Origin of the sequence: Enterobacter sp. Acro-832, from assembly GCF_011752745.1 — a bacterium.
Lineage (GTDB): Bacteria > Pseudomonadota > Gammaproteobacteria > Enterobacterales > Enterobacteriaceae > Enterobacter > Enterobacter quasiroggenkampii.
Window position 1 is genome coordinate 1 of sequence record NZ_VWWX01000011.1, and the last position, 22,444, is coordinate 22,444.

A 22,444-nucleotide genomic window follows, 5' to 3' on the forward strand; every position below is an offset into this window, starting at 1 on the left:
TAAGCCGGTGCATTAATCCGGTGGTTACAAGCAGTCTTCGGTGGAGCGGTAGTTCAGTCGGTTAGAATACCTGCCTGTCACGCAGGGGGTCGCGGGTTCGAGTCCCGTCCGTTCCGCCACTTATTAAGACATTAAGCCTGCCTTACTGGCAGGCTTAATGGCAAAAAACTTTAGGGGCGTAGCTCAGTTGGTAGAGCACCGGTCTCCAAAACCGGGTGTCGCGAGTTCGAGTCTCTCCGCCCCTGCCATATATAATCCTTTGCTTCGGCAAAGGATTTTTTTTGCCCGTAATCCTGTAAAAACGCCTCTTCTTACTATTCAGCCAGCATTCCGCTGGCTGATGTATCAATCCATTACATTGATTTTTAACAGATCTTTTATCTGTGACTGCTTATCACTGTTTTGCAGCCAAATCGCATACAGCGGTCTGGTAAGCGTTGTGGAATCCAACACCGTATGCAGCCCCGCTTTAGTGTCTGCCCAGCGAACAGGTAACCAGGTACAACCTCTCAGCAAGGGCAGTTGCTGACAGGCGATCTCCGCAGAGCTGGTCGTTAACTGTGGAACATCATCAGGTGCAATCAATCCCGTCTCATGCTGCTGAAAATCTGGCCCCCATTCGAGGCGCAAATAGGTCAGGTCTGCCTTCATCATCGACGGTTCAGAGGCATAAAGCGCCAGGCCAAACTGACCGACGATCTGGCTGCTAAATTCGTCCATCTTGGGGGCTTCGGTTGTGATCAGAAGATCAAGCTGACGCTCATGAAGTTGCTTAACCAGCGACTGCCGTTGCGCAATCCTGGCTTCAAATTGCAGGTGGCTATGAGATTGATAAAGCCGGGTAAGCCACTGACTTAGCATACATTCCCACAGGGAAGCGCTGGCCCCTATCGAGAACTCATTATGCCTCGAAGTATGTGCAACCTCTTTGCGTGCCGCCTGCCAGGTATTCATCAGCGTTTCTGCGTACGGCAGCAGTTTTTCACCAGCGGGCGTGAGGCGAATATTGTTGCGATGGCGGGTAAAAAGATTCACACCCAGTTGATTTTCCAGCTGTCGAATACGAAAACTGACTGCTGACTGCGTCAGGTAAAGGGCTTCCGCTGCTCGCCCAAAGTGGCGTGTTCTGCTCACTTCAAGGAAAGTTTTAAGCAATTCCGTATCCACATCTTTCTCCGCAAAATTATTTGTCGTTATGATTTAAATGTTTTGTTTTACACTCTGTCAAGCGTAACTAATACTCCGCGCCATAAATAGCTCGGCCAAAGAATTAGGAGCGTGTAGGATGGCGGAAAGCTTTACGACGACTAATCGTTTTTTCGACAATAAACATTATCCGCGCGGGTTCTCTCGTCACGGCGATTTCACCATCAAAGAAGCTCAACTGCTTGAGCGCCATGGTTATGCCTTTAACGAGCTGGATCTGGGTAAGCGTGAACCTGCAACCGAAGACGAAAAACAGTTTGTTTCTGTTTGCCGTGGTGAGCGTGAGCCGCAGTCTGAAGCGGAACGTGTGTGGATCAAGTATATGGCACGCATTAAGCGTCCAAAGCGCTTCCATACGCTGTCTGGCGGTAAGCCGCAGATGGAAGGTGCAGAAGACTACACCGAGTCTGATGACTAAGATGATAAGAAGGGGCTACGGCCCCTTTTTTATGCCAGCAACTTCTGCAGATGCAGCAGCAAACGATCGATAGCGCGATAGCTCAGCGCCTCCTGCAAGTGTTTCCTCTCAATGTCAGTACATCCCTCCACGTCAGCAATGGTTCTGGCCACTTTTAGCAAACGCTGCCACGCACGTATAGATAGCCCAAAGCGCGTCAACGTCTCCTCCAGCCATACCGCATCCTCACTGTTAAGGGCACAAAACTGCCGGATCCCGGCATTATCCAGCCGCGCATTTAGCCTGTTCTGGCGAGTGTACTGTCGTGCCTGGGCGGCGATCACCCGCTCGCGTACCTTCGCAGAGCTTTCACCCGTGATGCCCGTCTGCCTGAGCAGGCCCGGAGGAGGAAGCGGGATTTCGAGAGATAAATCGAAACGGTCGAGGAACGGACCGGATAACTTTCCCAGATAGCGCAGCGTCTGCTCTGGCGTACAGCGGTTATGGTTGCCCTGGTAGTGGCCCGTCGGGCTGGGATTCATCGCAGCAACCAGTTGAAACTGCGCGGGATAGCTTATTTTGGCCCGCGTGCGCGAGATATGTATTTCGCCAGATTCAATAGGTTCTCTCAGCGCATCCAGCACGCGGCGCTCAAACTCGGGCAGCTCATCGAGAAACAAAATGCCATTGTGCGCCAGTGAGATCTCACCCGGCCCGGGGATAGACCCGCCGCCGACCATCGCCGTCAGTGAAGCGCTATGATGTGGGGAACGAAAAGGACGACGGCGCCACTGTTTTTGCAACGATGCAGAACTGATGAGGCTATAGATGGCAGCGCTTTCCAGCGCTTCATGATTATTAAGCGGCGGAAGCAGCCCGCTCAGCCTGCTCGCCAGCATCGTTTTCCCCGTACCTGGCGGGCCAATCAACAGAAGATTGTGTCCACCTGCGGCCGTAATCTCCAGCGCCCGCTTCCCTTGCTCCTGTCCCATAATCTCGCTGAGATCCTCCGGGACGTCGGTTATAACCTCGTCACACTCCTCCGGTTCGGACAGTTCATGTCGTCCTTCCAGCCAGGCACAAACTTCCTGTAAATGTCCCGCGATGAGGCATCCTTTTTCCGCGATAAGACTCACTTCTGATGCGTTTTCATTGGCCACAATGATTTGCCGGCCTGCTCGTATGGCCTCCAGCGCTCCCGATATCGCGCCGGGAACGCCTCTCAGCGCGCCTGTGAGCGCGAGTTCACCCACGAACTCATACGAGCCTAGCCTTGTCGTATTAAGCTGCTCAGAAGCCGCGAGAAGGGCAATTGCGATAGGTAAATCGTATCGTCCCCCTTCTTTAGGCAGGTCGGCGGGAGCAAGGTTGATGGTGATCTTCTTCGCAGGGAAGGTATAACCACTATTTATTATTGCGCTACGGACGCGATCCCTGGCTTCTTTAACCGTCGTTTCAGGTAACCCGACAAGCGTGAGTCCGGGCAGCCCATTACTCAAATGCACCTCTACGGAAACAAGCGGTGCCTTTACCCCGAGGGCCGCACGCGTATAAACAACTGACAGTGACATTTGCACTACCTCCTGGTGTGACTATGTCAGTGCTCGTTATGTTTGTTTATTGCCATTTCGTGAATTTACGCCGCTTGTTCAGGGATTTTAATGGTGCATTGCAACAATTTCATAATCGTGGAACGCTCCTCGCAGAACGAAAAAATCCTGTTTTGACGGTTAGCACCACAGTAAAAAAATGAAAAATATTCATTTTCTAATTTCCGTATATAAAACAACGCTTTTAAGAAATATGATTCGCGGGCTAACCAAATCCGTCATAAATAAATCTTGTGTTTAATTTGAAAACTGTGATACCTCTTTAGGTATTCCTTCGAACAAGATGCAAAAAGAACTGAAAATGACAGCCCTTCTACGAGTGATTAGCCTGGTCGTGATTAGCGTGGTGGTGATTATTATCCCACCGTGCGGGGCTGCACTTGGACGAGGAAAGGCTTAGAAATCAAGCCTTAACGAACTAAGACCCCCGCACCGAAAGGTCCGGGGGTTTTTTTATGACTAAAAAACGCAGATGAGGAGCAGAGAATGACGACTAGCACAAAATTCTGTTTCTCCCGATTTATGACGGGGAACTAACTATGAATGGGGCACAGTGGGTAGTACATGCGTTGCGCGCGCAGGGAGTCGAGACAGTATTCGGTTATCCAGGTGGCGCAATTATGCCGATTTACGATGCACTGTATGACGGCGGCGTGGAACATCTCTTGTGCCGACACGAGCAGGGCGCAGTGATGGCGGCCATTGGTTACGCCCGCGCGACCGGTAAAACCGGCGTGTGTATGGCGACGTCAGGCCCTGGCGCAACTAACCTGATCACCGGCCTGGCTGACGCGCTGCTGGATTCTGTTCCCGTTGTTGCCATCACCGGGCAGGTGGCGTCTCCGTTCATCGGTACCGACGCTTTTCAGGAGGTCGATGTACTGGGTTTATCGCTGGCCTGCACCAAACACAGTTTCCTTGTTCAGTCTCTGGAAGAGTTGCCGCGCGTCATGGCTGAAGCATTCGAGGTAGCCAGCTCCGGCCGCCCTGGCCCGGTTCTGGTGGATATCCCGAAAGATATCCAGGTCGCACTCGGCGAACTGGATCCGCACTTCTCCACCGTTCGAAGCGACGATGCGTTTCCGCATGCGGCAGTTGAAGAGGCGCGTCAGATGCTGGCGCAGGCAAAACAGCCGATGCTGTACGTTGGCGGTGGCGTAGGCATGGCGCAGGCCGTTCCCGCCCTGCGTGAATTTATTGCGATAACGCAAATGCCTGCCACCTGCACGCTGAAAGGGTTGGGTGCTGTAGATGCAGACTACCCGTACTATCTGGGCATGCTCGGGATGCACGGCACTAAAGCGGCAAACCTGGCGGTGCAGGCGTGCGATCTGCTCATCGCCGTCGGTGCCCGTTTTGACGACCGCGTTACCGGCAAGCTGAATACCTTTGCGCCGAACGCCAAAGTCATCCATATGGATATCGACCCGGCGGAGATGAATAAGCTGCGTCAGGCGCACGTCGCGCTGCAGGGCGATCTCAACGCGCTGTTACCGGCGTTGCAGCAGCCGCTGGATATCAACGCATGGCGTCAGCACACCGCCGATATGCGCGCTGAACATGCCTGGCGTTACGATCATCCGGGCGAGGCCATCTACGCGCCGCTGTTGTTGAAGCAGTTGTCCGACCGTAAACCGGCAAACAGCGTGGTGACGACCGATGTCGGCCAGCATCAGATGTGGTCAGCCCAGCACATGACCTACACCCGTCCGGAGAATTTCATCACGTCCAGCGGGTTAGGGACGATGGGCTTCGGTCTGCCAGCCGCCGTTGGCGCACAGGTTGCCCGCCCGAACGATACCGTAATCTGTATCTCCGGTGACGGCTCCTTCATGATGAACGTTCAGGAGCTCGGCACCGTTAAGCGCAAGCAGTTACCGCTGAAAATCGTCTTGCTCGACAATCAGCGTTTAGGGATGGTTCGCCAGTGGCAACAGCTGTTCTTCCAGGAGCGTTACAGCGAAACGACCCTTACCGATAACCCCGATTTCCTCACGCTGGCCAGCGCCTTTGGCATCCCTGGTCAGCACATCACCCGTAAAGATCAGGTTGAAGCGGCGCTCGACACCATGCTGAACAGCGAGGGGCCTTACCTGCTTCATGTCTCAATCGACGAACTCGAGAACGTCTGGCCGCTGGTACCGCCTGGTGCCAGTAACTCACAAATGATGGAGAAATTATCATGATGCAGCATCAGGTCGCCGTACAGGCTCGCTTCAACCCGGAAACCTTAGAGCGCGTTTTGCGTGTGGTGCGTCATCGTGGTTTTCAGATTTGCTCTATGAATATGGAGACGGCCACTGACGCCCAAAACATCAGTATCGAATTAACCGTTGCCAGCCCGCGGTCGGTCGACTTACTGTTTAGTCAGTTATCAAAGCTGGTAGACGTTGCCCATGTTGCCATCTGCCAGAGCACAACCACATCACAACAAATCCGCGCTTAAGCGTGACAGGACGAAAAAATGACGACAAAAAAAGCTGATTACATTTGGTTCAACGGTGAGATGGTTCGCTGGGAGGACGCGAAGGTCCACGTGATGTCCCACGCGCTGCATTACGGTACCTCCGTGTTTGAAGGCATCCGCTGCTACGATTCTCACAAAGGGCCAGTGGTGTTCCGCCATCGCGAACACATGCAGCGTCTGCATGACTCAGCCAAAATTTATCGTTTCCCGGTATCTCAGAGCGTGGATGAGCTGATGGAAGCCTGCCGCGACGTGATCCGTAAGAACAACCTGACCAGCGCCTATATTCGTCCGCTGGTCTTCGTGGGCGACGTCGGTATGGGCGTGAACCCGCCGGCGGGCTATACCACGGATGTGATCATTGCCGCGTTCCCGTGGGGTGCCTACCTGGGCGCAGAAGCCCTGGAGCAGGGGATCGACGCAATGGTCTCTTCCTGGAACCGCGTTGCACCCAACACCATCCCGACCGCGGCTAAAGCGGGCGGTAACTACCTTTCTTCCCTGCTGGTCGGCAGCGAAGCGCGACGTCACGGCTACCAGGAAGGTATCGCGCTCGACGTGAATGGCTACATCTCCGAAGGCGCAGGTGAAAACCTGTTTGAAGTGAAAGACGGCATTCTGTTTACGCCGCCATTTACCTCGTCTGCGCTGCCGGGCATCACCCGTGACGCCATCATCAAGCTGGCGAAAGACCTCGGTATCGAAGTGCGCGAGCAGGTGCTGTCCCGCGAATCCCTCTATCTGGCCGATGAAGTGTTTATGTCCGGTACCGCGGCTGAAATCACGCCGGTACGCAGCGTAGACGGTATCCAGGTGGGCGAAGGCCGCTGTGGCCCGGTCACCAAACGCATTCAGCAAGCGTTCTTTGGCCTCTTCACCGGCGAAACAGAAGATAAATACGGCTGGTTGGATCAGGTTAATCACTAAATATAAATTTGGGACGGCACGCACCGTCCCATTACATAGTCAGACGGGAGTAAATAAAGCATGCCTAAGTATCGTTCAGCCACCACCACCCACGGCCGTAACATGGCGGGTGCCCGCGCACTGTGGCGCGCCACCGGAATGACCGACGCCGATTTCGGCAAGCCAATTATCGCCGTGGTGAACTCCTTCACCCAGTTCGTCCCGGGCCATGTGCACCTGCGCGATCTGGGTAAGCTGGTTGCCGAGCAAATCGAGGCCTCCGGCGGCGTGGCGAAAGAGTTCAACACCATTGCGGTGGATGACGGTATCGCGATGGGCCACGGGGGCATGCTCTATTCACTGCCGTCGCGCGAGCTGATCGCCGACTCGGTGGAGTACATGGTTAACGCCCACTGCGCCGATGCGATGGTCTGTATCTCCAACTGCGACAAAATCACCCCGGGGATGCTGATGGCCTCCCTGCGCCTGAATATTCCGGTGATCTTCGTCTCCGGTGGCCCAATGGAAGCGGGGAAAACCAAGCTCTCCGACAAAATCATCAAGCTCGACCTGGTCGATGCGATGATTCAGGGGGCGGATCCGAAGGTTTCTGACGAGCAGAGCGATCAGGTGGAACGCTCCGCGTGTCCGACCTGCGGCTCCTGTTCCGGTATGTTCACGGCGAACTCCATGAACTGCCTGACCGAAGCGCTGGGTCTGTCTCAACCGGGCAACGGCTCGCTGCTGGCGACCCATGCCGACCGTAAGCAGCTGTTCCTCAATGCCGGTAAACGTATCGTTGAACTGACTAAGCGCTACTACGAGCAGGACGACACCAGCGCGCTGCCGCGCAGCATCGCCAGTAAAGCGGCATTCGAGAACGCCATGACCCTGGATATCGCCATGGGCGGTTCCACCAACACCGTTCTGCACCTGCTGGCCGCCGCGCAGGAAGCCGAAATCGACTTCACCATGAGTGACATCGACAAGCTCTCCCGTAAAGTGCCGCAGCTGTGTAAGGTCGCGCCAAGTACGCAGAAGTACCACATGGAAGACGTGCACCGTGCCGGTGGCGTCATCGGTATCCTCGGCGAGCTGGATCGCGCCGGGCTGCTGAACCGTGACGTGAAAAACGTGCTCGGCCTGACGCTGCCGGAATCGCTGGACCAGTACGATGTGATGCTGACCAAAGACGACGCGGTGAAAAAAATGTTCCGCGCCGGTCCTGCCGGTATTCGTACCACGCAGGCATTCTCGCAGGATTGCCGCTGGGACACCCTGGACGATGACCGCGCCGAAGGCTGCATCCGCTCGCTGGAACACGCCTACAGCAAAGACGGCGGTCTGGCCGTGCTGTACGGTAACTTTGCGGAAAATGGCTGCATCGTGAAGACCGCTGGCGTGGACGACAGCATCCTGAAATTCACCGGTCCGGCGAAAGTGTACGAAAGTCAGGATGAAGCGGTAGACGCTATCCTGGGCGGTAAAGTGGTGGAAGGCGACGTGGTGGTCATCCGTTATGAAGGGCCAAAAGGCGGCCCGGGTATGCAGGAGATGCTCTACCCAACCACCTTCCTGAAATCCATGGGCCTCGGTAAAGCCTGCGCGCTGATCACCGACGGGCGTTTCTCCGGCGGCACCTCCGGTCTCTCCATCGGTCACGTCTCGCCGGAAGCGGCAAGCGGCGGCAACATCGCCATCATCGAAGACGGCGACCTGATCGAAATCGACATTCCGAATCGCGGCATTCAGCTCAAGCTGAGCGACCAGGAAATCGCGGCCCGTCGTGAAGCGCAGGAAGCGCGCGGCGACAAAGCCTGGACGCCGAAAGACCGTCAGCGTGAAGTCTCCTTCGCCCTGCGCGCCTACGCGAGCCTTGCCACCAGTGCAGATAAAGGCGCGGTGCGCGATAAATCGAAACTTGGGGGCTAACGATGGCCGAGTCGCAACCCTTATCCGCCGCCCCTGAGGGGGCGGAGTACCTGAGAGCGGTGCTGCGCGCGCCGGTCTATGAAGCCGTGCAGGTCACCCCCCTGCAGAAAATGGAAAAACTCTCTTCGCGCCTCGACAACGTCATTCTGGTGAAGCGCGAAGACCGCCAGCCGGTGCACAGCTTTAAGCTACGCGGCGCCTACGCGATGATGGCCGGCCTGACCGACGAGCAAAAAGCGCGCGGCGTGATTACCGCCTCGGCAGGTAACCATGCGCAAGGCGTGGCGTTCTCGTCTGCTCGCCTGGGTCTGAAAGCGCTGATTGTGATGCCGGTTGCTACCGCAGACATCAAGGTCGACGCGGTGCGCGGTTTCGGCGGCGAAGTCTTACTCCACGGGGCCAACTTTGACGAAGCCAAAGCCAAAGCGATTGAGCTGGCGCAGCAGCAGGGGTTCACCTGGGTGCCGCCGTTCGACCACCCGATGGTGATTGCCGGGCAGGGGACGCTGGCGCTTGAACTGCTGCAGCAGGATGCCCATCTCGACCGCGTTTTTGTCCCGGTTGGCGGCGGCGGTTTAGCCGCAGGCGTGGCGGTGCTGATCAAACAGCTGATGCCGCAGATCAAAGTCATTGCCGTGGAAGCGGAAGACTCCGCCTGCCTGAAAGCGGCGCTGGATGCCGGGCATCCGGTCGACCTGCCGCGCGTCGGGCTGTTTGCCGAGGGCGTGGCGGTGAAGCGTATTGGCGACGAAACGTTCCGCCTGTGCCGGGAATATCTCGACGATATCGTCACGGTGGATAGCGATGCCATCTGCGCGGCGATGAAAGATCTGTTCGAAGACGTGCGTGCGGTGGCGGAACCGTCCGGCGCGCTGGCGCTGGCGGGCATGAAAAAATACATCGCACAGAACAACATCCGCGGCGAGCGTCTGGCGCACGTGCTTTCCGGTGCCAACGTGAACTTCCACGGTCTTCGCTACGTGTCCGAGCGCTGCGAGCTGGGCGAACAGCGTGAAGCGCTGCTGGCGGTGACCATTCCGGAAGAGAAGGGCAGCTTCCTGAAGTTCTGTCAGCTGCTGGGCGGTCGTTCGGTGACGGAATTTAACTACCGTTTTGCCGATGCCAAAGATGCCTGCATTTTTGTCGGCGTGCGTCTGAGCCGTGGCGTGGAGGAGCGCAAAGAGATCCTCAACCTACTGCATGAGGGCGGCTATAGCGTGGTCGATCTCTCCGACGATGAGATGGCGAAGCTGCACGTGCGTTACATGGTCGGCGGCCGCCCTTCGAAGCCGCTCAAAGAACGCCTGTTCAGCTTTGAGTTCCCGGAATCGCCGGGCGCGCTGCTCAAGTTCCTGCACACGCTGGGCACGCACTGGAACATCTCTCTGTTCCACTACCGCAGCCACGGCACCGACTACGGGCGCGTGCTGGCGGCGTTTGAACTGGGCGAGCACGAGCCCGATTTCGAAACGCGGCTGAACGAGCTGGGCTATGAGTGTCACGACGAAACCCATAACCCGGCGTTCCGGTTCTTCCTGGCAGGCTAGTGGTCGAGCTGCACGTAGGCCGGGTAAGCGTAGCGCCACCCGGCTTCAGTGGTTCGGCAATATCGTCCAGAACGCATCAATAAGCGGCTCATGCAGCCGCTTTTTTTGTGCGCACACGCCAAGCTCAAACGGCGTCTTCTCGTCGCTGCGCTCCAGAATCATCACGCGATTGCGCACCGGTTCCGGGCTGTTTTCCAGCACCACTTCCGGTAGCAGCGCCACGCCGCAGCCGAGCGCCACCATCGACACCATCGCCTCATGACCGCTGACGGTAGCGTAAATCGACGGGTTGCTGATTTTCTGGCGGCGGAACCACAGCTCAATGCGACGTCGCACCGGCCCCTGATCGGCCATGATAAACGGCACCGTCGACCAGTCCGGTTTTTCCACCGACACCTGGTTACGCACCGGGCAGGGCAGCGCCGGGGCAATCAACACCACCGCCAGATTCTCCAGCATCGAGAACGCTACCGCGCCCGGCAGGGTTTCCGGCTTCCCGGCAATGGCGAGATCCGCTTCGCCCGTCACCACTTTTTCCATTGCGTCGGCGGCGTCACCGGTAGTGAGCTTAATTTCAACTGACGGATGCGCCGCGCGAAAGCGGTCAAGGATGGGCGGCAGATGGCTGTAGGCGGCGGTCACGGAGCAAAAAATATGCAGTTCACCGGAGAGTGACGGCCCCTGCTGATCGATAGAGTGCCGCAGCTGCTGGTACTGCAACAGCGTCTGCTGGGCAAAAATGCGCAGCTCTTCGCCCGCTTCCGTGAGGGTGACGGTGCGGTTATCGCGCACGAACAGCGGCTGGCCAAGGTCTTCCTCAAGGCGTTGGATCTGGCGTGAAAGCGTGGAGGGGCTGACGTGCATCGCCCGCGCGCTGCGGCCAAAATGACGGCTTTCCGCCAGGTGAAGAAACATTTTCAGATCGCGTAAATCCACCGATTCCACTCCCTCTTTTTACATTGCAAAAATTGCAATGTGACGTTGTGAATATATCAATTTCCGCAATAAATTTCCTGTTGTAATGTGGGTACATTCTCGCTGAAAAGCGAACCGAACAATAAGACACACAACATCACGAGGTATCACCCATGGCTAACTACTTTAATACACTGAACTTGCGCCAGCAGCTGGCGCAGCTGGGCAAATGCCGCTTCATGGCGCGCGACGAATTTGCCGATGGCGCAAGCTACCTTCAGGGTAAAAAAGTGGTCATCGTCGGCTGTGGCGCACAGGGTCTGAACCAGGGCCTGAACATGCGTGACTCCGGTCTGGATATCTCCTACGCCCTGCGCAAAGAAGCGATTGCCGAGAAGCGCGCTTCATGGCGTAAAGCGACCGAAAACGGCTTCAAAGTGGGTACCTACGAAGAGCTGATCCCGCAGGCGGATTTGGTGGTTAACCTGACGCCGGACAAGCAGCACTCTGACGTAGTGCGTTCCGTACAGCCGCTGATGAAAGACGGTGCCGCGCTGGGTTACTCCCACGGCTTTAACATCGTTGAAGTAGGCGAGCAGATCCGTAAAGACATCACCGTGGTGATGGTGGCACCGAAGTGCCCGGGTACCGAAGTACGTGAAGAGTACAAGCGTGGTTTCGGCGTGCCGACCCTGATCGCGGTACACCCGGAAAACGATCCGAAAGGCGAAGGTATGGCGATTGCCAAAGCATGGGCAGCGGCGACCGGCGGCCACCGTGCGGGCGTTCTGGAATCTTCCTTCGTTGCCGAAGTGAAATCTGACCTGATGGGTGAGCAGACCATTCTGTGCGGCATGCTGCAGGCCGGTTCTCTGCTGTGCTTCGATAAGCTGGTGGAAGAGGGTACCGACCCGGCATACGCGGAAAAACTGATTCAGTTCGGCTGGGAAACCATCACCGAAGCGCTGAAGCAGGGCGGTATTACGCTGATGATGGACCGTCTGTCCAACCCGGCAAAACTGCGTGCTTACGCGCTGTCTGAACAGCTGAAAACCATCATGGCGCCGCTGTTCCAGAAACATATGGACGACATCATCTCCGGCGAGTTCTCTTCCGGCATGATGGCGGACTGGGCGAACGACGATAAAAAACTGCTGACCTGGCGTGAAGAGACCGGTAAAACCGCGTTCGAAACCGCACCACAGTATGAAGGTAAAATCGGCGAGCAGGAGTACTTCGATAAAGGCGTCCTGATGATCGCGATGGTGAAAGCGGGCGTTGAGCTGGCGTTCGAAACCATGGTGGATTCCGGCATCATCGAAGAGTCTGCGTACTACGAATCACTGCACGAGCTGCCGCTGATTGCGAACACCATCGCCCGTAAGCGTCTGTACGAAATGAACGTGGTGATCTCTGATACCGCAGAATACGGTAACTACCTGTTCTCTTACGCCTGCGTACCGCTGCTGAAAGAGTTTATGACTACTCTGCAGACGGGCGATCTGGGTAAAGCGATTGCAGAAGGTGCCGTGGACAACGCGCAGCTGCGCGATGTAAACGAAGCCATTCGCAGCCACCAGATCGAGAAAGTGGGCCACAAACTGCGTGGCTACATGACCGATATGAAGCGTATCGCGGTAGCGGGTTAACAACTTTGTCGGGTGGCGCTTCGCTTACCCGACCTACAAAACCGTAAGATGTAGGCCGGGTAAGGCGCAGCCGCCACCCGGCTTTTTTATTTGCGATACAGCACTTTAATCACGTGGTAGCCGAACTGCGTGTGCAGCGGGCCGGTTGGCTCCAGTACCGGGCAGGAGAAGACCACTTTATCGAACGCCGGTACCATCTGACCCTGGCGGAATTCACCCAGATCGCCGCCGCGTTTGCCTGACGGACAGATGGAGTGCTTCTTCGCCAGTTTGCCGAAGTCGGCGCCGTTTTTGATCTGCTCCAGAAGATCCAGAGCCAGTTTCTCTTCTTTAACAAGAATATGCAGTGCTGCTGCTGTTTTTGCCATGATCGTGCCTTGAGTGGTATGGATTAGGCTCGCTATACTACCACGCTGTTATTCTCCCCTCCTGACTTTCATTGAGTGATCATTTATGCGTTTAAACCCCGGACAACAACAAGCCGTCGAATTTGTCACCGGACCGTGTCTGGTGCTGGCGGGGGCTGGATCCGGTAAAACCCGCGTGATCACCAACAAAATTGCGCACCTGATCCGCGGCTGTGGCTATCAGGCCCGGCATATTGCGGCGGTGACGTTTACCAATAAAGCGGCGCGTGAGATGAAAGAGCGTGTCGGCCAGACGCTGGGGCGCAAAGAGGCCCGGGGCCTGATGATCTCCACCTTCCACACGCTGGGGCTGGATATCATCAAACGCGAGTATGCGGCGCTGGGCATGAAGTCCAACTTCTCGCTCTTTGATGACACCGACCAGGTGGCGTTGCTCAAAGAGCTCACCGAGGGGCTGATCGAAGATGACAAGGTGCTGTTGCAGCAGCTGATCTCGACGATCTCAAACTGGAAAAACGATCTGATGACCCCGGCCCAGGCCGCGGCGATCGCCAAAGGCGAACGGGATCGCATCTTTGCCCACTGCTATGGTCTGTACGATGCGCACATGAAAGCGTGCAACGTGCTGGACTTCGACGACCTGATCCTGCTGCCGACGCTGCTGCTGCAGCGTAACGAAGAGGTTCGCGAGCGCTGGCAGAACAAAATCCGTTACCTGCTGGTGGATGAGTATCAGGACACCAATACCAGCCAGTACGAGCTGGTGAAGCTGCTGGTGGGGCAGCGCGCGCGTTTCACTGTGGTCGGCGATGATGACCAGTCAATTTACTCCTGGCGCGGCGCGCGTCCGCAAAACCTGGTTCTGCTGAGCAAAGATTTCCCGGCGCTGCAGGTGATTAAGCTGGAGCAGAACTACCGCTCCTCCGGGCGTATCCTGAAGGCAGCAAACATCCTGATTGCCAATAACCCGCACGTGTTTGAGAAGCGTCTCTTCTCCGAGCTGGGCTACGGGACGGAGCTGAAAGTGCTCAGCGCCAACAACGAAGAGCATGAAGCGGAGCGCGTCACCGGTGAACTGATCGCCCATCACTTCGTCAATAAAACCGAATATAAGGATTACGCGATCCTCTATCGCGGGAATCACCAGTCGCGCGTCTTTGAAAAGATGCTGATGCAGAACCGCATTCCGTACAAAATCTCGGGCGGGACCTCGTTCTTCTCACGGCCAGAAATCAAAGACCTGCTGGCCTATCTGCGCGTACTCACTAACCCGGATGACGACAGCGCGTTTCTGCGTATTGTGAATACGCCAAAACGCGAGATTGGCCCTGCGACGCTGCAAAAACTCGGCGAGTGGGCGATGACGCGTAACAAAAGCCTGTTTACCGCCAGCTTCGACATGGGGCTAAGCCAGACGTTAACCGGTCGCGGCTATGATTCGTTAACGCGATTCACCCACTGGCTCGGCGAAGTGCAGCGTCTCGCGGAGCGCGAGCCGGTGGCGGCGGTGCGCGATCTCATTCACGGCATCGACTATGAGTCCTGGCTGTACGAAACCTCGGCCAGCCCGAAAGCCGCTGAGATGCGCATGAAGAACGTTAACCAGCTCTTCAGCTGGATGACCGAAATGCTGGAGGGCTCTGAAATCGACGAGCCGATGACCCTGACGCAGGTCGTCACTCGCTTTACCCTGCGCGACATGATGGAGCGTGGCGAGAGCGAAGAAGAGGCCGATCAGGTACAGCTGATGACGCTGCATGCGTCAAAAGGTCTCGAGTTCCCGTATGTCTATCTGGTCGGCATGGAAGAGGGGTTGTTACCGCATCAGAGCAGCATTGATGAAGACAACGTCGACGAGGAGCGCCGTCTGGCCTACGTGGGGATCACCCGCGCGCAGAAGGAGCTAACGTTCACGCTGTGTAAAGAGCGCCGTCAGTACGGTGAGCTCGTTCGCCCGGAGCCGAGCCGTTTCCTGCTGGAACTGCCGCAGGATGACCTGATCTGGGAGCAGGAACGCAAAGTGATTACTGCGGAAGAGCGGATGCACAAGGGGCAGGCTAACGTGGCGAACATTCGCGCCATGCTGGCAAAAGCCAAAGAGAAAGGATAATGATGAGTAGGCCGGGTAAGGCGAAGCCGCCACCCGGCAATGTTCAGCGTATTACTTCACTTCCAGCACCCAGTGCACATAGCTCTGCCACTGGCACTCCTGATCGATCATCTCTGCCCCAAGCGGGTGACGTTCAATCCAGTTTTCCGGCAGCGTCAGCGACAGTTTTTCGTCATCAGCCACCAGGCCGATCGCAGGCAGCAAATCATCGCGACGGCGGCTGGCAAACAGAATCGCCAGACGCAGCAGGCGGCACAGATGTTCGGCCACGCGCGGCGGTACGGCGTTTTGCTGATGCAAAGACGAGAGATCAACGGCATTGGTCTGGTTCAGCAGCAGCGTTGCCAGCAATTTTTTCTGTGCGGGTGTATAGCCCGGTAAATCCAGGTTGCGCACCAGATACGCTGCATGAGCAGGAGCCTGCTTAAAATCAATACTCAGCCCCACTTCATGGAGCGCACAGGCGCTCAGCAGTAAATCGCGGCTCAGTGGTTCAAGATCCCAGACGTTAGCGACCTGATCGGCGAAGCGTGACGCCAGCTGCGATACGCGTCCTGCCTGATCGATATCAACCAGAAAACGACGCTGCACGTTGCGCAGGGTACGGCTGCGGATGTCCTGATCGACTGACAGATGCAGCATCCCGTAGACCAGACCTTCACGCAGCGCGCCGCCGGCCAGGGTCATACACTGGATATTCAGCTCGGTGAAAATGGCGATCAGAATGGCCAGCCCGCTCGGGAAAACCAGCGCGCGTTCGAGCGTCAGGCCTTCAATTTCCAGCTCTTCAAGGCGTCCACATTGAATGGCGCGCTGTTTTAGCTGCTGAAGCTTGGCAAGCGTAATCCGCTCGTCCATTCCCTGCGCCATCATGATTTCCTGCAGGGCCTGCACGGTACCCGACGCACCCACGCACACTTTCCAGCCGTGATAGCGCAGCTCGTCCATGACGGGACGTAGCACCTCGCGCGCCGCATTTTCTGCCTCGTCGAAGTTCTCTTTACCCAGATTACGATCGGTAAAGTAGCGCTCAAGCCAGGTCACGCAGCCCATCGACAGGCTGAACAGCGAGGTTGCCTGCGCGCCGGTGCCGGTCACCAGCTCGGTACTGGCACCGCCGATATCCACCACCAGGCGGCGATCGTCACCCCCCGTGGTATGTGCAACCCCCTGATAAATCAGGCGAGCTTCTTCTTCACCGCTGATAACCTGAACCGGGCAACCGAGAATTTCCTGCGCTCTGGCAATAAAATCCACGGCGTTAACCGCCAGGCGGAGTGTCGCGGTGGCGACGACGGTGATTTGGGCATGCGGGATATCCTGCAGACGCTCGGCAAAGAGTCGCAGACACTGCCAGCCACGTTCCATGGCTTCAGGTGAGAGGTGATTGTCGCTGCTCAGGCCCGCCGCGAGGCGGACCTTGCGCTTAATGCGCGTCAGCGTTTGTATGCTTCCTGCCACCTCGCGCACAACCAGCATATGAAAACTATTCGAACCGAGATCGATTGCTGCATAAAGCGAGGTGGAGCTGAGCATATTTTCTTAACCTGAACGACGACGATTACGCGGTGCGCCGCCTGAACGACGCGGTCCATTGCCGGAGCGTGGGCGGGTTAGACGCTTAGGCGGCGGCAGTTCGCTTAACAGCGCTTCCGGATTGTATTTGCTCTGCGGAATAGAGTGACCGATATAGGTCTCAATGGCCGGAAGATTCAGCGCATACTCTTCACACGCAAGGCTAATCGAATGACCACTTGCGCCCGCACGACCGGTACGACCGATACGGTGTACGTAGTCTTCACAGTCGTCTGGCAGATCGTAGTTAAAGACGTGCGTTACGGCTGGAATGTGTAAACCACGTGCAGCCACGTCGGTGGCGACCAGAATATCGAGATCGCCACGGGTGAACTCTTCGAGAATTCGCAGGCGTTTTTTCTGCGCGACGTCGCCAGTCAACAGGCCAACACGGTGGCCGTCTGCAGCCAGATGGCCCCAGATGTCTTCACAGCGGTGTTTGGTGTTCGCGAAGATAATGGCGCGATCTGGCCACTCTTCTTCAATCAGCGTTTGCAGCAGGCGCATCTTCTCTTCATTCGAAGGATAGAAGAGCTCTTCTTTAATGCGGTGACCCGTTTTTTGCTCCGGTTCCACTTCCACGTACTCGGCGTTGTTCATCTGTTCGAACGCCAGTTCGCGCACACGGTAGGAGAGGGTTGCAGAGAACAGCATATTCAGGCGCTGGTTAGCCGGAGGCATACGACGGAACAGCCAGCGGATGTCTTTAATGAAGCCCAGATCGTACATGCGGTCAGCTTCATCGAGCACCACAACCTGGATGGCACCGAGGTTAATGTGGTTCTGTTTGGCGTAATCGATAAGACGGCCGGTGGTACCGATCAGGATATCCACACCGCTTTCCAGCACTTTCAGCTGTTTATCGTAGCCGTCGCCGCCATAGGCCAGGCCCAGCTTCAGGCCGGTAGCCTGCGCCAGGGGTTCAGCGTCTGCATGGATCTGTACCGCCAGTTCTCGCGTCGGGGCCATAATTAGCGCGCGCGGCTGGTTAACTTTGCGGTCTGCAATCGCTGGGTGAGAAAGTAAATAATGAAACGTTGACGTTAAAAACGCCATCGTTTTGCCGGTACCGGTTTGCGCCTGCCCGGCAACATCGCGACCGGCCAGCGTCAGCGGCAGCGCGAGGGCCTGAATGGGCGTGCAGTTATGAAACCCTTTATTTTCAAGGGCTTCAATCACCTTCGGGTGCAGCGCGAAGTCGGAAAACTTCTGTTCTGTTAAATGTGTTTTGCTCATAGTGTGGTAGAATATCAGCTTACTATTGCTTTACGAAAGCGTATCCGGTGAAATAAAGTCAACCTTTAGTTGGTTAATGCGACATCAACACGTCGTTGGTGGAGACAAAACCAACGTACCAGGCTTATTCCTGTGGAGTTATATATGAGCGATAAAATTATTCACCTGACTGACGACAGTTTTGACACGGACGTACTTAAGGCTGACGGGCTGATCCTCGTCGATTTCTGGGCTGAATGGTGTGGTCCTTGCAAAATGATCGCCCCGATTCTGGATGAGATCGCCGACGAATATCAGGGCAAACTGACCGTTGCCAAGCTGAACATCGACCAGAACCCGGGCACCGCACCAAAATACGGTATCCGTGGCATTCCGACCCTGCTGCTGTTCAAAAACGGCGAAGTGGCGGCGACCAAAGTGGGCGCGCTGTCTAAAGGTCAACTGAAAGAGTTCCTGGACGCTAACCTGGCGTAAGGTTTCTCCGCTGCGCGTTCAGAGCTCCCGGCTAAATGATCTGGAACTCTGGACGCCCGGCTGAAGTCGTGCTAAGTTAGCTATGACTTCGTTTTAAACATATCTTGTTGTTTGAATCTTGTTTTACCCGATACTTCCCGCTGTTGACATATCCAGTGCGTGAAGTGGCTAAATTCCGGGCTTGTCACTCAATCCGTCTTGTCGTTTCAGTTCTGCGTTCTTTCCCTGTGACCAGACAGCGAACAGACATGAGTTGATGGCCGCTAAACAGGCATGGATGACCCTGCCATACCATTCACAACATTAAGTTCGAGAATCACCCCGAGTTTAAGAACCCACACCATTATGAATCTTACCGAATTAAAGAATACGCCGGTTTCTGAGCTGATCACTCTCGGCGAAAATATGGGGCTGGAAAACCAGGCTCGTATGCGCAAGCAGGACATCATTTTCGCCATCCTGAAGCAGCACGCTAAGAGTGGCGAAGATATCTTTGGCGACGGTGTGCTGGAGATATTGCAAGACGGATTTGGTTTCCTCCGCTCTGCAGACAGCTCCTACCTCGCCGGCCCTGACGACATCTACGTATCCCCCAGCCAAATCCGCCGTTTCAACCTCCGCACTGGTGACACCATTTCAGGTAAGATTCGTCCTCCTAAAGAGGGTGAACGCTACTTTGCGCTGTTGAAAGTCAATGAAGTTAACTTCGACAAACCTGAAAACTCGCGTAATAAGATCCTCTTTGAGAACTTAACGCCGCTGCACGCGAACTCTCGCCTGCGCATGGAACGTGGTAACGGTTCGACCGAAGACTTAACCGCGCGTGTTCTGGATCTGGCATCACCTATTGGTCGCGGCCAGCGTGGTCTGATTGTGGCGCCGCCAAAAGCGGGTAAAACCATGCTGCTGCAGAACATCGCACAGAGCATCGCCTATAACCACCCAGACTGTGTGCTGATGGTGCTGCTGATTGACGAACGTCCGGAAGAAGTGACCGAGATGCAGCGTCTGGTTAAAGGTGAAGTGGTTGCTTCTACCTTCGACGAGCCAGCATCTCGCCACGTTCAGGTTGCGGAAATGGTTATCGAGAAGGCAAAACGCCTGGTTGAGCACAAGAAAGACGTGATCATCCTGCTCGACTCCATCACCCGTCTGGCGCGTGCCTACAACACCGTGGTGCCAGCGTCTGGTAAAGTGCTGACCGGTGGTGTGGATGCTAACGCCCTGCATCGTCCGAAACGCTTCTTCGGTGCTGCACGTAACGTGGAAGAGGGCGGTAGCCTGACCATCATCGCGACGGCGCTGATCGATACCGGTTCCAAAATGGACGAAGTGATTTACGAAGAGTTTAAAGGTACAGGCAACATGGAACTGCACCTCTCTCGTAAGATCGCTGAAAAACGCGTCTTCCCGGCTATCGACTACAACCGTTCCGGTACCCGTAAAGAAGAGCTGCTCACCACTCAGGAAGAGCTGCAGAAAATGTGGATCCTGCGCAAAATCATCCATCCAATGGGTGAAATCGACGCGATGGAGTTCCTCATTAACAAACTGGCGATGACCAAAACCAACGACGATTTCTTCGACATGATGAAACGCTCGTAACGCAAATAAAGCCAGCGAACGCCACGTTTTTACGTGGCGTTTTTCTTTTATGGACTATACGCTAGTACCACCTACTCCCAATTTTGACGTGTAGGTGTAACAATAAGACGATTCGTAGAGTAAAAACATTAATAGCTTGAATAATATACAAATGAGGTCACAAGAGGTTTACTTTTACCTTCGGGCTATGAGCCTTCATGGTTATACTTCCGAGACTAACATTTGTTGAGAATCCATTGTGAACCTATTCGATACGTTTACTGATCTAACCAGTATATTTTTATTCACCACCTGTTTTCTTTTTGTTGCGCGTAAGGTGGCGAAATACGTGGGGTTAGTGGATAAACCCAACTTCCGGAAACGTCATCAGGGAATGATCCCCCTGGTGGGTGGTATCTCAGTATTTGCTGGTATTTGCTATGCCTTCGCAATTGCTAACTACTATGTCCCACATGTCAAATTATACCTGATGTGTTCAACGGTACTGGTTATCGTCGGCGCGCTTGACGATCGTTATGACATCAGCGTTAAAATTCGCGCCTTTGTGCAGGCGGCAGTTGGCATTGCCATGATGGTCTCAGCAAAACTCTACTTGAGTAGCCTGGGCTATATTTTTGGCTCGTGGGAGATGGTGCTCGGCCCGTTCGGCTATTTTCTGACGCTTTTCGCCGTATGGGTGGCTATAAACGCATTCAACATGGTCGATGGTATTGATGGCTTGCTGGGGGGGCTCTCCTGCGTCTCATTTGCCGCGATCGGTTTTATTTTGTGGTTTGACGGACAATATAGTCTTGCTATGTGGTGCTTCGCCATGATTGCCGCCATCCTGCCTTATATCCTGTTAAACCTCGGTGCGCTGGGGCGTCGCTATAAAGTCTTTATGGGTGATGCGGGCAGTACACTCATTGGGTTTACCGTCATCTGGATCTTGCTGGAAACGACTCAGGGACAAGTCCATCCTATCAGCCCTGTTACCGCGTTGTGGATTATCGCTATCCCGTTAATGGATATGGTTGCGATAATGTATCGCCGCTTGCGCAAAGGGATGAGTCCCTTCTCAGCCGACCGACAGCATATTCATCATTTGATCATGCGAGCTGGATTCACCTCCAGACAGGCATTTGTTTTGATAACCGTAGCGGCTGCTATCCTTGCGGGAGTGGGTGTTGCCGCGGAGTATGCTCATTTTGTGCCAGAATGGGTCATGTTGGTATTATTCTTGCTAGCATTTTTCCTGTACGGCTACTGCATTAAGCGCGCATGGAAAGTGGCGCGGTTCATAAAACGTATTAAACGCCGGATGCGTCGTAACAGTGGCAAAAACACAACATTAACTAAATAAAACCGGGACTATGATGACTCAACCGTTGGCGGGAGCGAAATCAGTGGTAACAGAGAATGAACTGGATATTCGGGGTTTGTTTCGCGTGTTATGGGCAGGCAAACTTTGGATTGCGGGGATCGCGCTGGGATTTGCACTGTTAGCGCTGGCCTATACGTTCTTTGCAAAACAGGAATGGAGCGCCACGGCAATCACGGACAAACCAACGGTTAACATGCTTGGGGGATACTATTCCCAGCAGCAATTCCTGCGAAACCTGGATATCAAAGCCAACCTTGCCACGCCAGATCAGGTTTCCGTTATGGATGAGGCCTACAAAGAGTTTGTGATGCAACTGGCTTCGTGGGATACGCGTCGCGACTTCTGGTCCCAGACGGATTACTACAAGCAGCGTCGGGTTGATAACACTAAAGCCGATGCCGCCCTGCTGGACGATCTGATTAACAATATTCAGTTTATGCCGGGCGACGCGCTGCGTAACGTGAATGACAGCGTCAAGCTGATTGCAGAAACCGCGCCGGATGCCAACAACCTGCTGCGTCAATACGTCGCGTTTGCCAGCCAGCGTGCCGCAAGCCATCTTAACGAAGAGCTTAAAGGCGCCTGGGCGGCCCGTACCATCCAGATGAAAGCCCAGGTGAAACGTCAGGAAGAGGTGGCTAAAGCGATTTTCACTCGCCGTGTACACAATATTGAGCAGGCGCTGAAAATTGCGGAACAGCACAATATTTCCCGTAGTGAGACGGACGTGCCGGCTGATGAACTGCCTGACTCTGAAATGTTCCTTCTTGGTCGCCCTATGCTGCAGGCACGCCTGGAAAATCTCCAGGCCGTCGGTCCTGATGTTGACCTCGATTACGATCAAAATCGCGCGATGCTCAATACGCTTAATGTCGGTCCCTCTCTGGACCCGCGTTTTCAGACCTATCGTTATTTGCGAACGCCTGAAGAACCTGTAAAACGCGACAGTCCGCGTCGTGCATTCCTGATGATCATGTGGGGGATTGTCGGTGCACTGGCGGGCGCTGGCGTGGCGTTAACGCGTCGTCGCACAAACTAAGAATGCCGTCTACGATGAAGGCTGCGGCCTTCATCGCCTAATCGA

At 55.3% G+C, this 22,444-nt stretch carries 20 protein-coding genes and 2 tRNA genes; 16 read left to right on the top strand and 6 right to left on the bottom strand.

Annotation, left to right across the window (positions count from 1 at the left end; all coding sequences use genetic code 11):
- Positions 1-42 precede the first annotated feature (42 nt).
- A tRNA-Asp gene (locus F3J31_RS22350) sits at positions 43-119 on the top strand.
- A 53-nt stretch (positions 120-172) separates the two neighbouring features.
- Positions 173-248: transfer RNA gene (locus tag F3J31_RS22355), tRNA-Trp, on the top strand.
- A gap of 97 nt (positions 249-345) precedes the next feature.
- On the opposite strand, the gene hdfR is transcribed toward F3J31_RS22355, so the two are convergent.
- Positions 346-1,167, bottom strand: coding sequence for an HTH-type transcriptional regulator HdfR (gene hdfR, locus F3J31_RS22360; protein WP_032675646.1), 822 nt, complete (start codon positions 1,165-1,167; stop codon positions 346-348).
- 118 nt (positions 1,168-1,285) lie between these two features.
- On the opposite strand from hdfR, the gene F3J31_RS22365 reads away from it, so the two are divergent.
- A complete protein-coding gene (locus F3J31_RS22365) occupies positions 1,286-1,624 on the top strand; it encodes a DUF413 domain-containing protein (RefSeq protein ID WP_008501577.1) in 339 nt (112 codons plus the stop codon).
- 29 nt (positions 1,625-1,653) lie between these two features.
- On the opposite strand, the gene F3J31_RS22370 is transcribed toward F3J31_RS22365, so the two are convergent.
- Complete coding sequence (locus F3J31_RS22370; RefSeq protein ID WP_167215607.1) at positions 1,654-3,174, bottom strand: YifB family Mg chelatase-like AAA ATPase; 1,521 nt, start codon at positions 3,172-3,174, stop codon at positions 1,654-1,656.
- Between the two features lie 340 nt (positions 3,175-3,514).
- On the opposite strand from F3J31_RS22370, the gene ilvL reads away from it, so the two are divergent.
- The 7 genes from ilvL (at position 3,515) to ilvA (ending at position 10,065) form a co-directional block, all read left to right on the top strand.
- Complete coding sequence (gene ilvL, locus F3J31_RS22375) at positions 3,515-3,613, top strand: ilv operon leader peptide (protein ID WP_001311244.1); 99 nt, start codon at positions 3,515-3,517, stop codon at positions 3,611-3,613.
- Positions 3,614-3,699: 86 nt separating this feature from the next.
- Positions 3,700-3,750 carry a peptide IlvX gene (gene ilvX / locus F3J31_RS23310; protein WP_166792073.1) on the top strand — a complete coding sequence of 17 codons (51 nt, stop codon included), beginning with the start codon at positions 3,700-3,702 and terminating at the stop codon, positions 3,748-3,750.
- 2 nt (positions 3,751-3,752) lie between these two features.
- On the top strand, positions 3,753-5,399 hold the full coding sequence (gene ilvG / locus F3J31_RS22380; protein WP_167215610.1) for an acetolactate synthase 2 catalytic subunit: 1,647 nt from the start codon (positions 3,753-3,755) through the stop codon (positions 5,397-5,399).
- The gene (gene ilvM, locus F3J31_RS22385; RefSeq protein ID WP_006179206.1) at positions 5,396-5,659 is read left to right on the top strand and encodes an acetolactate synthase 2 small subunit; all 264 of its coding nucleotides are present in this window, start codon (positions 5,396-5,398) and stop codon (positions 5,657-5,659) included. Before ilvG ends, ilvM begins: the two co-directional genes overlap by 4 nt.
- Before the next feature lie 18 nt (positions 5,660-5,677).
- Positions 5,678-6,607, top strand: a complete 930-nt coding sequence (ilvE, locus tag F3J31_RS22390) for a branched-chain-amino-acid transaminase (RefSeq protein ID WP_023309654.1) — start codon at positions 5,678-5,680, stop codon at positions 6,605-6,607.
- A 60-nt stretch (positions 6,608-6,667) separates the two neighbouring features.
- Entirely contained in the window at positions 6,668-8,518 is a 1,851-nt protein-coding gene (ilvD, locus tag F3J31_RS22395; RefSeq protein ID WP_167215613.1) for a dihydroxy-acid dehydratase, read from the top strand.
- Positions 8,519-8,520: 2 nt separating this feature from the next.
- The gene (gene ilvA / locus F3J31_RS22400) at positions 8,521-10,065 is read left to right on the top strand and encodes a threonine ammonia-lyase, biosynthetic (RefSeq protein WP_167215616.1); all 1,545 of its coding nucleotides are present in this window, start codon (positions 8,521-8,523) and stop codon (positions 10,063-10,065) included.
- Between the two features lie 45 nt (positions 10,066-10,110).
- Here ilvA and ilvY read toward each other — a convergent pair whose 3' ends face one another.
- Positions 10,111-11,001, bottom strand: coding sequence for an HTH-type transcriptional activator IlvY (gene ilvY, locus F3J31_RS22405; RefSeq protein ID WP_008501572.1), 891 nt, complete (start codon positions 10,999-11,001; stop codon positions 10,111-10,113).
- Positions 11,002-11,153: 152 nt separating this feature from the next.
- Here ilvY and ilvC point away from each other — a divergent pair, with 152 nt between their 5' ends.
- Positions 11,154-12,629, top strand: a complete 1,476-nt coding sequence (gene ilvC / locus F3J31_RS22410; protein WP_021242831.1) for a ketol-acid reductoisomerase — start codon at positions 11,154-11,156, stop codon at positions 12,627-12,629.
- A gap of 86 nt (positions 12,630-12,715) precedes the next feature.
- On the opposite strand, the gene ppiC is transcribed toward ilvC, so the two are convergent.
- Positions 12,716-12,997: a peptidylprolyl isomerase PpiC gene (gene ppiC, locus F3J31_RS22415; RefSeq protein WP_008501570.1), complete on the bottom strand. Its 282-nt coding sequence runs from the start codon at positions 12,995-12,997 to the stop codon at positions 12,716-12,718.
- An 85-nt stretch (positions 12,998-13,082) separates the two neighbouring features.
- Between ppiC and rep the strand changes: the two genes are divergently transcribed.
- Positions 13,083-15,107 (top strand): DNA helicase Rep, encoded by a 2,025-nt coding sequence (gene rep, locus F3J31_RS22420; RefSeq protein WP_008501569.1) that lies wholly within the window; start codon positions 13,083-13,085, stop codon positions 15,105-15,107.
- A gap of 51 nt (positions 15,108-15,158) precedes the next feature.
- On the opposite strand, the gene gppA is transcribed toward rep, so the two are convergent.
- Positions 15,159-16,643, bottom strand: a complete 1,485-nt coding sequence (gene gppA / locus F3J31_RS22425) for a guanosine-5'-triphosphate,3'-diphosphate diphosphatase (protein WP_032654053.1) — start codon at positions 16,641-16,643, stop codon at positions 15,159-15,161.
- A 6-nt stretch (positions 16,644-16,649) separates the two neighbouring features.
- On the bottom strand, positions 16,650-17,918 hold the full coding sequence (gene rhlB, locus F3J31_RS22430; protein ID WP_021242834.1) for an ATP-dependent RNA helicase RhlB: 1,269 nt from the start codon (positions 17,916-17,918) through the stop codon (positions 16,650-16,652).
- Positions 17,919-18,062: 144 nt separating this feature from the next.
- Here rhlB and trxA point away from each other — a divergent pair, with 144 nt between their 5' ends.
- The 4 genes from trxA (at position 18,063) to wzzE (ending at position 22,399) form a co-directional block, all read left to right on the top strand.
- The gene (trxA, locus tag F3J31_RS22435; RefSeq protein ID WP_006179218.1) at positions 18,063-18,392 is read left to right on the top strand and encodes a thioredoxin TrxA; all 330 of its coding nucleotides are present in this window, start codon (positions 18,063-18,065) and stop codon (positions 18,390-18,392) included.
- A gap of 345 nt (positions 18,393-18,737) precedes the next feature.
- Complete coding sequence (gene rho / locus F3J31_RS22440; RefSeq protein ID WP_008501566.1) at positions 18,738-19,997, top strand: transcription termination factor Rho; 1,260 nt, start codon at positions 18,738-18,740, stop codon at positions 19,995-19,997.
- A 238-nt stretch (positions 19,998-20,235) separates the two neighbouring features.
- On the top strand, positions 20,236-21,339 hold the full coding sequence (gene wecA, locus F3J31_RS22445) for a UDP-N-acetylglucosamine--undecaprenyl-phosphate N-acetylglucosaminephosphotransferase (protein ID WP_167215619.1): 1,104 nt from the start codon (positions 20,236-20,238) through the stop codon (positions 21,337-21,339).
- Positions 21,340-21,352: 13 nt separating this feature from the next.
- Positions 21,353-22,399 carry an ECA polysaccharide chain length modulation protein gene (wzzE, locus tag F3J31_RS22450; protein WP_045909242.1) on the top strand — a complete coding sequence of 349 codons (1,047 nt, stop codon included), beginning with the start codon at positions 21,353-21,355 and terminating at the stop codon, positions 22,397-22,399.
- The last annotated feature ends 45 nt before the right edge of the window (positions 22,400-22,444 follow it).

Coding starts and splice junctions, on each gene's coding strand:
- F3J31_RS22365 (WP_008501577.1), top strand. CDS start 1,286: ATGGCGGAAAGCTTTACGACGACTAATCGTTTTTTCGACAATAAACAT.
- F3J31_RS22370 (WP_167215607.1), bottom strand. CDS start 3,174: ATGTCACTGTCAGTTGTTTATACGCGTGCGGCCCTCGGGGTAAAGGCA.
- ilvL (WP_001311244.1), top strand. CDS start 3,515: ATGACAGCCCTTCTACGAGTGATTAGCCTGGTCGTGATTAGCGTGGTG.
- ilvG (WP_167215610.1), top strand. CDS start 3,753: ATGAATGGGGCACAGTGGGTAGTACATGCGTTGCGCGCGCAGGGAGTC.
- ilvM (WP_006179206.1), top strand. CDS start 5,396: ATGATGCAGCATCAGGTCGCCGTACAGGCTCGCTTCAACCCGGAAACC.
- ilvE (WP_023309654.1), top strand. CDS start 5,678: ATGACGACAAAAAAAGCTGATTACATTTGGTTCAACGGTGAGATGGTT.
- ilvD (WP_167215613.1), top strand. CDS start 6,668: ATGCCTAAGTATCGTTCAGCCACCACCACCCACGGCCGTAACATGGCG.
- ilvA (WP_167215616.1), top strand. CDS start 8,521: ATGGCCGAGTCGCAACCCTTATCCGCCGCCCCTGAGGGGGCGGAGTAC.
- ilvC (WP_021242831.1), top strand. CDS start 11,154: ATGGCTAACTACTTTAATACACTGAACTTGCGCCAGCAGCTGGCGCAG.
- ppiC (WP_008501570.1), bottom strand. CDS start 12,997: ATGGCAAAAACAGCAGCAGCACTGCATATTCTTGTTAAAGAAGAGAAA.
- rep (WP_008501569.1), top strand. CDS start 13,083: ATGCGTTTAAACCCCGGACAACAACAAGCCGTCGAATTTGTCACCGGA.
- gppA (WP_032654053.1), bottom strand. CDS start 16,643: ATGCTCAGCTCCACCTCGCTTTATGCAGCAATCGATCTCGGTTCGAAT.
- rhlB (WP_021242834.1), bottom strand. CDS start 17,918: ATGAGCAAAACACATTTAACAGAACAGAAGTTTTCCGACTTCGCGCTG.
- trxA (WP_006179218.1), top strand. CDS start 18,063: ATGAGCGATAAAATTATTCACCTGACTGACGACAGTTTTGACACGGAC.
- rho (WP_008501566.1), top strand. CDS start 18,738: ATGAATCTTACCGAATTAAAGAATACGCCGGTTTCTGAGCTGATCACT.
- wzzE (WP_045909242.1), top strand. CDS start 21,353: ATGACTCAACCGTTGGCGGGAGCGAAATCAGTGGTAACAGAGAATGAA.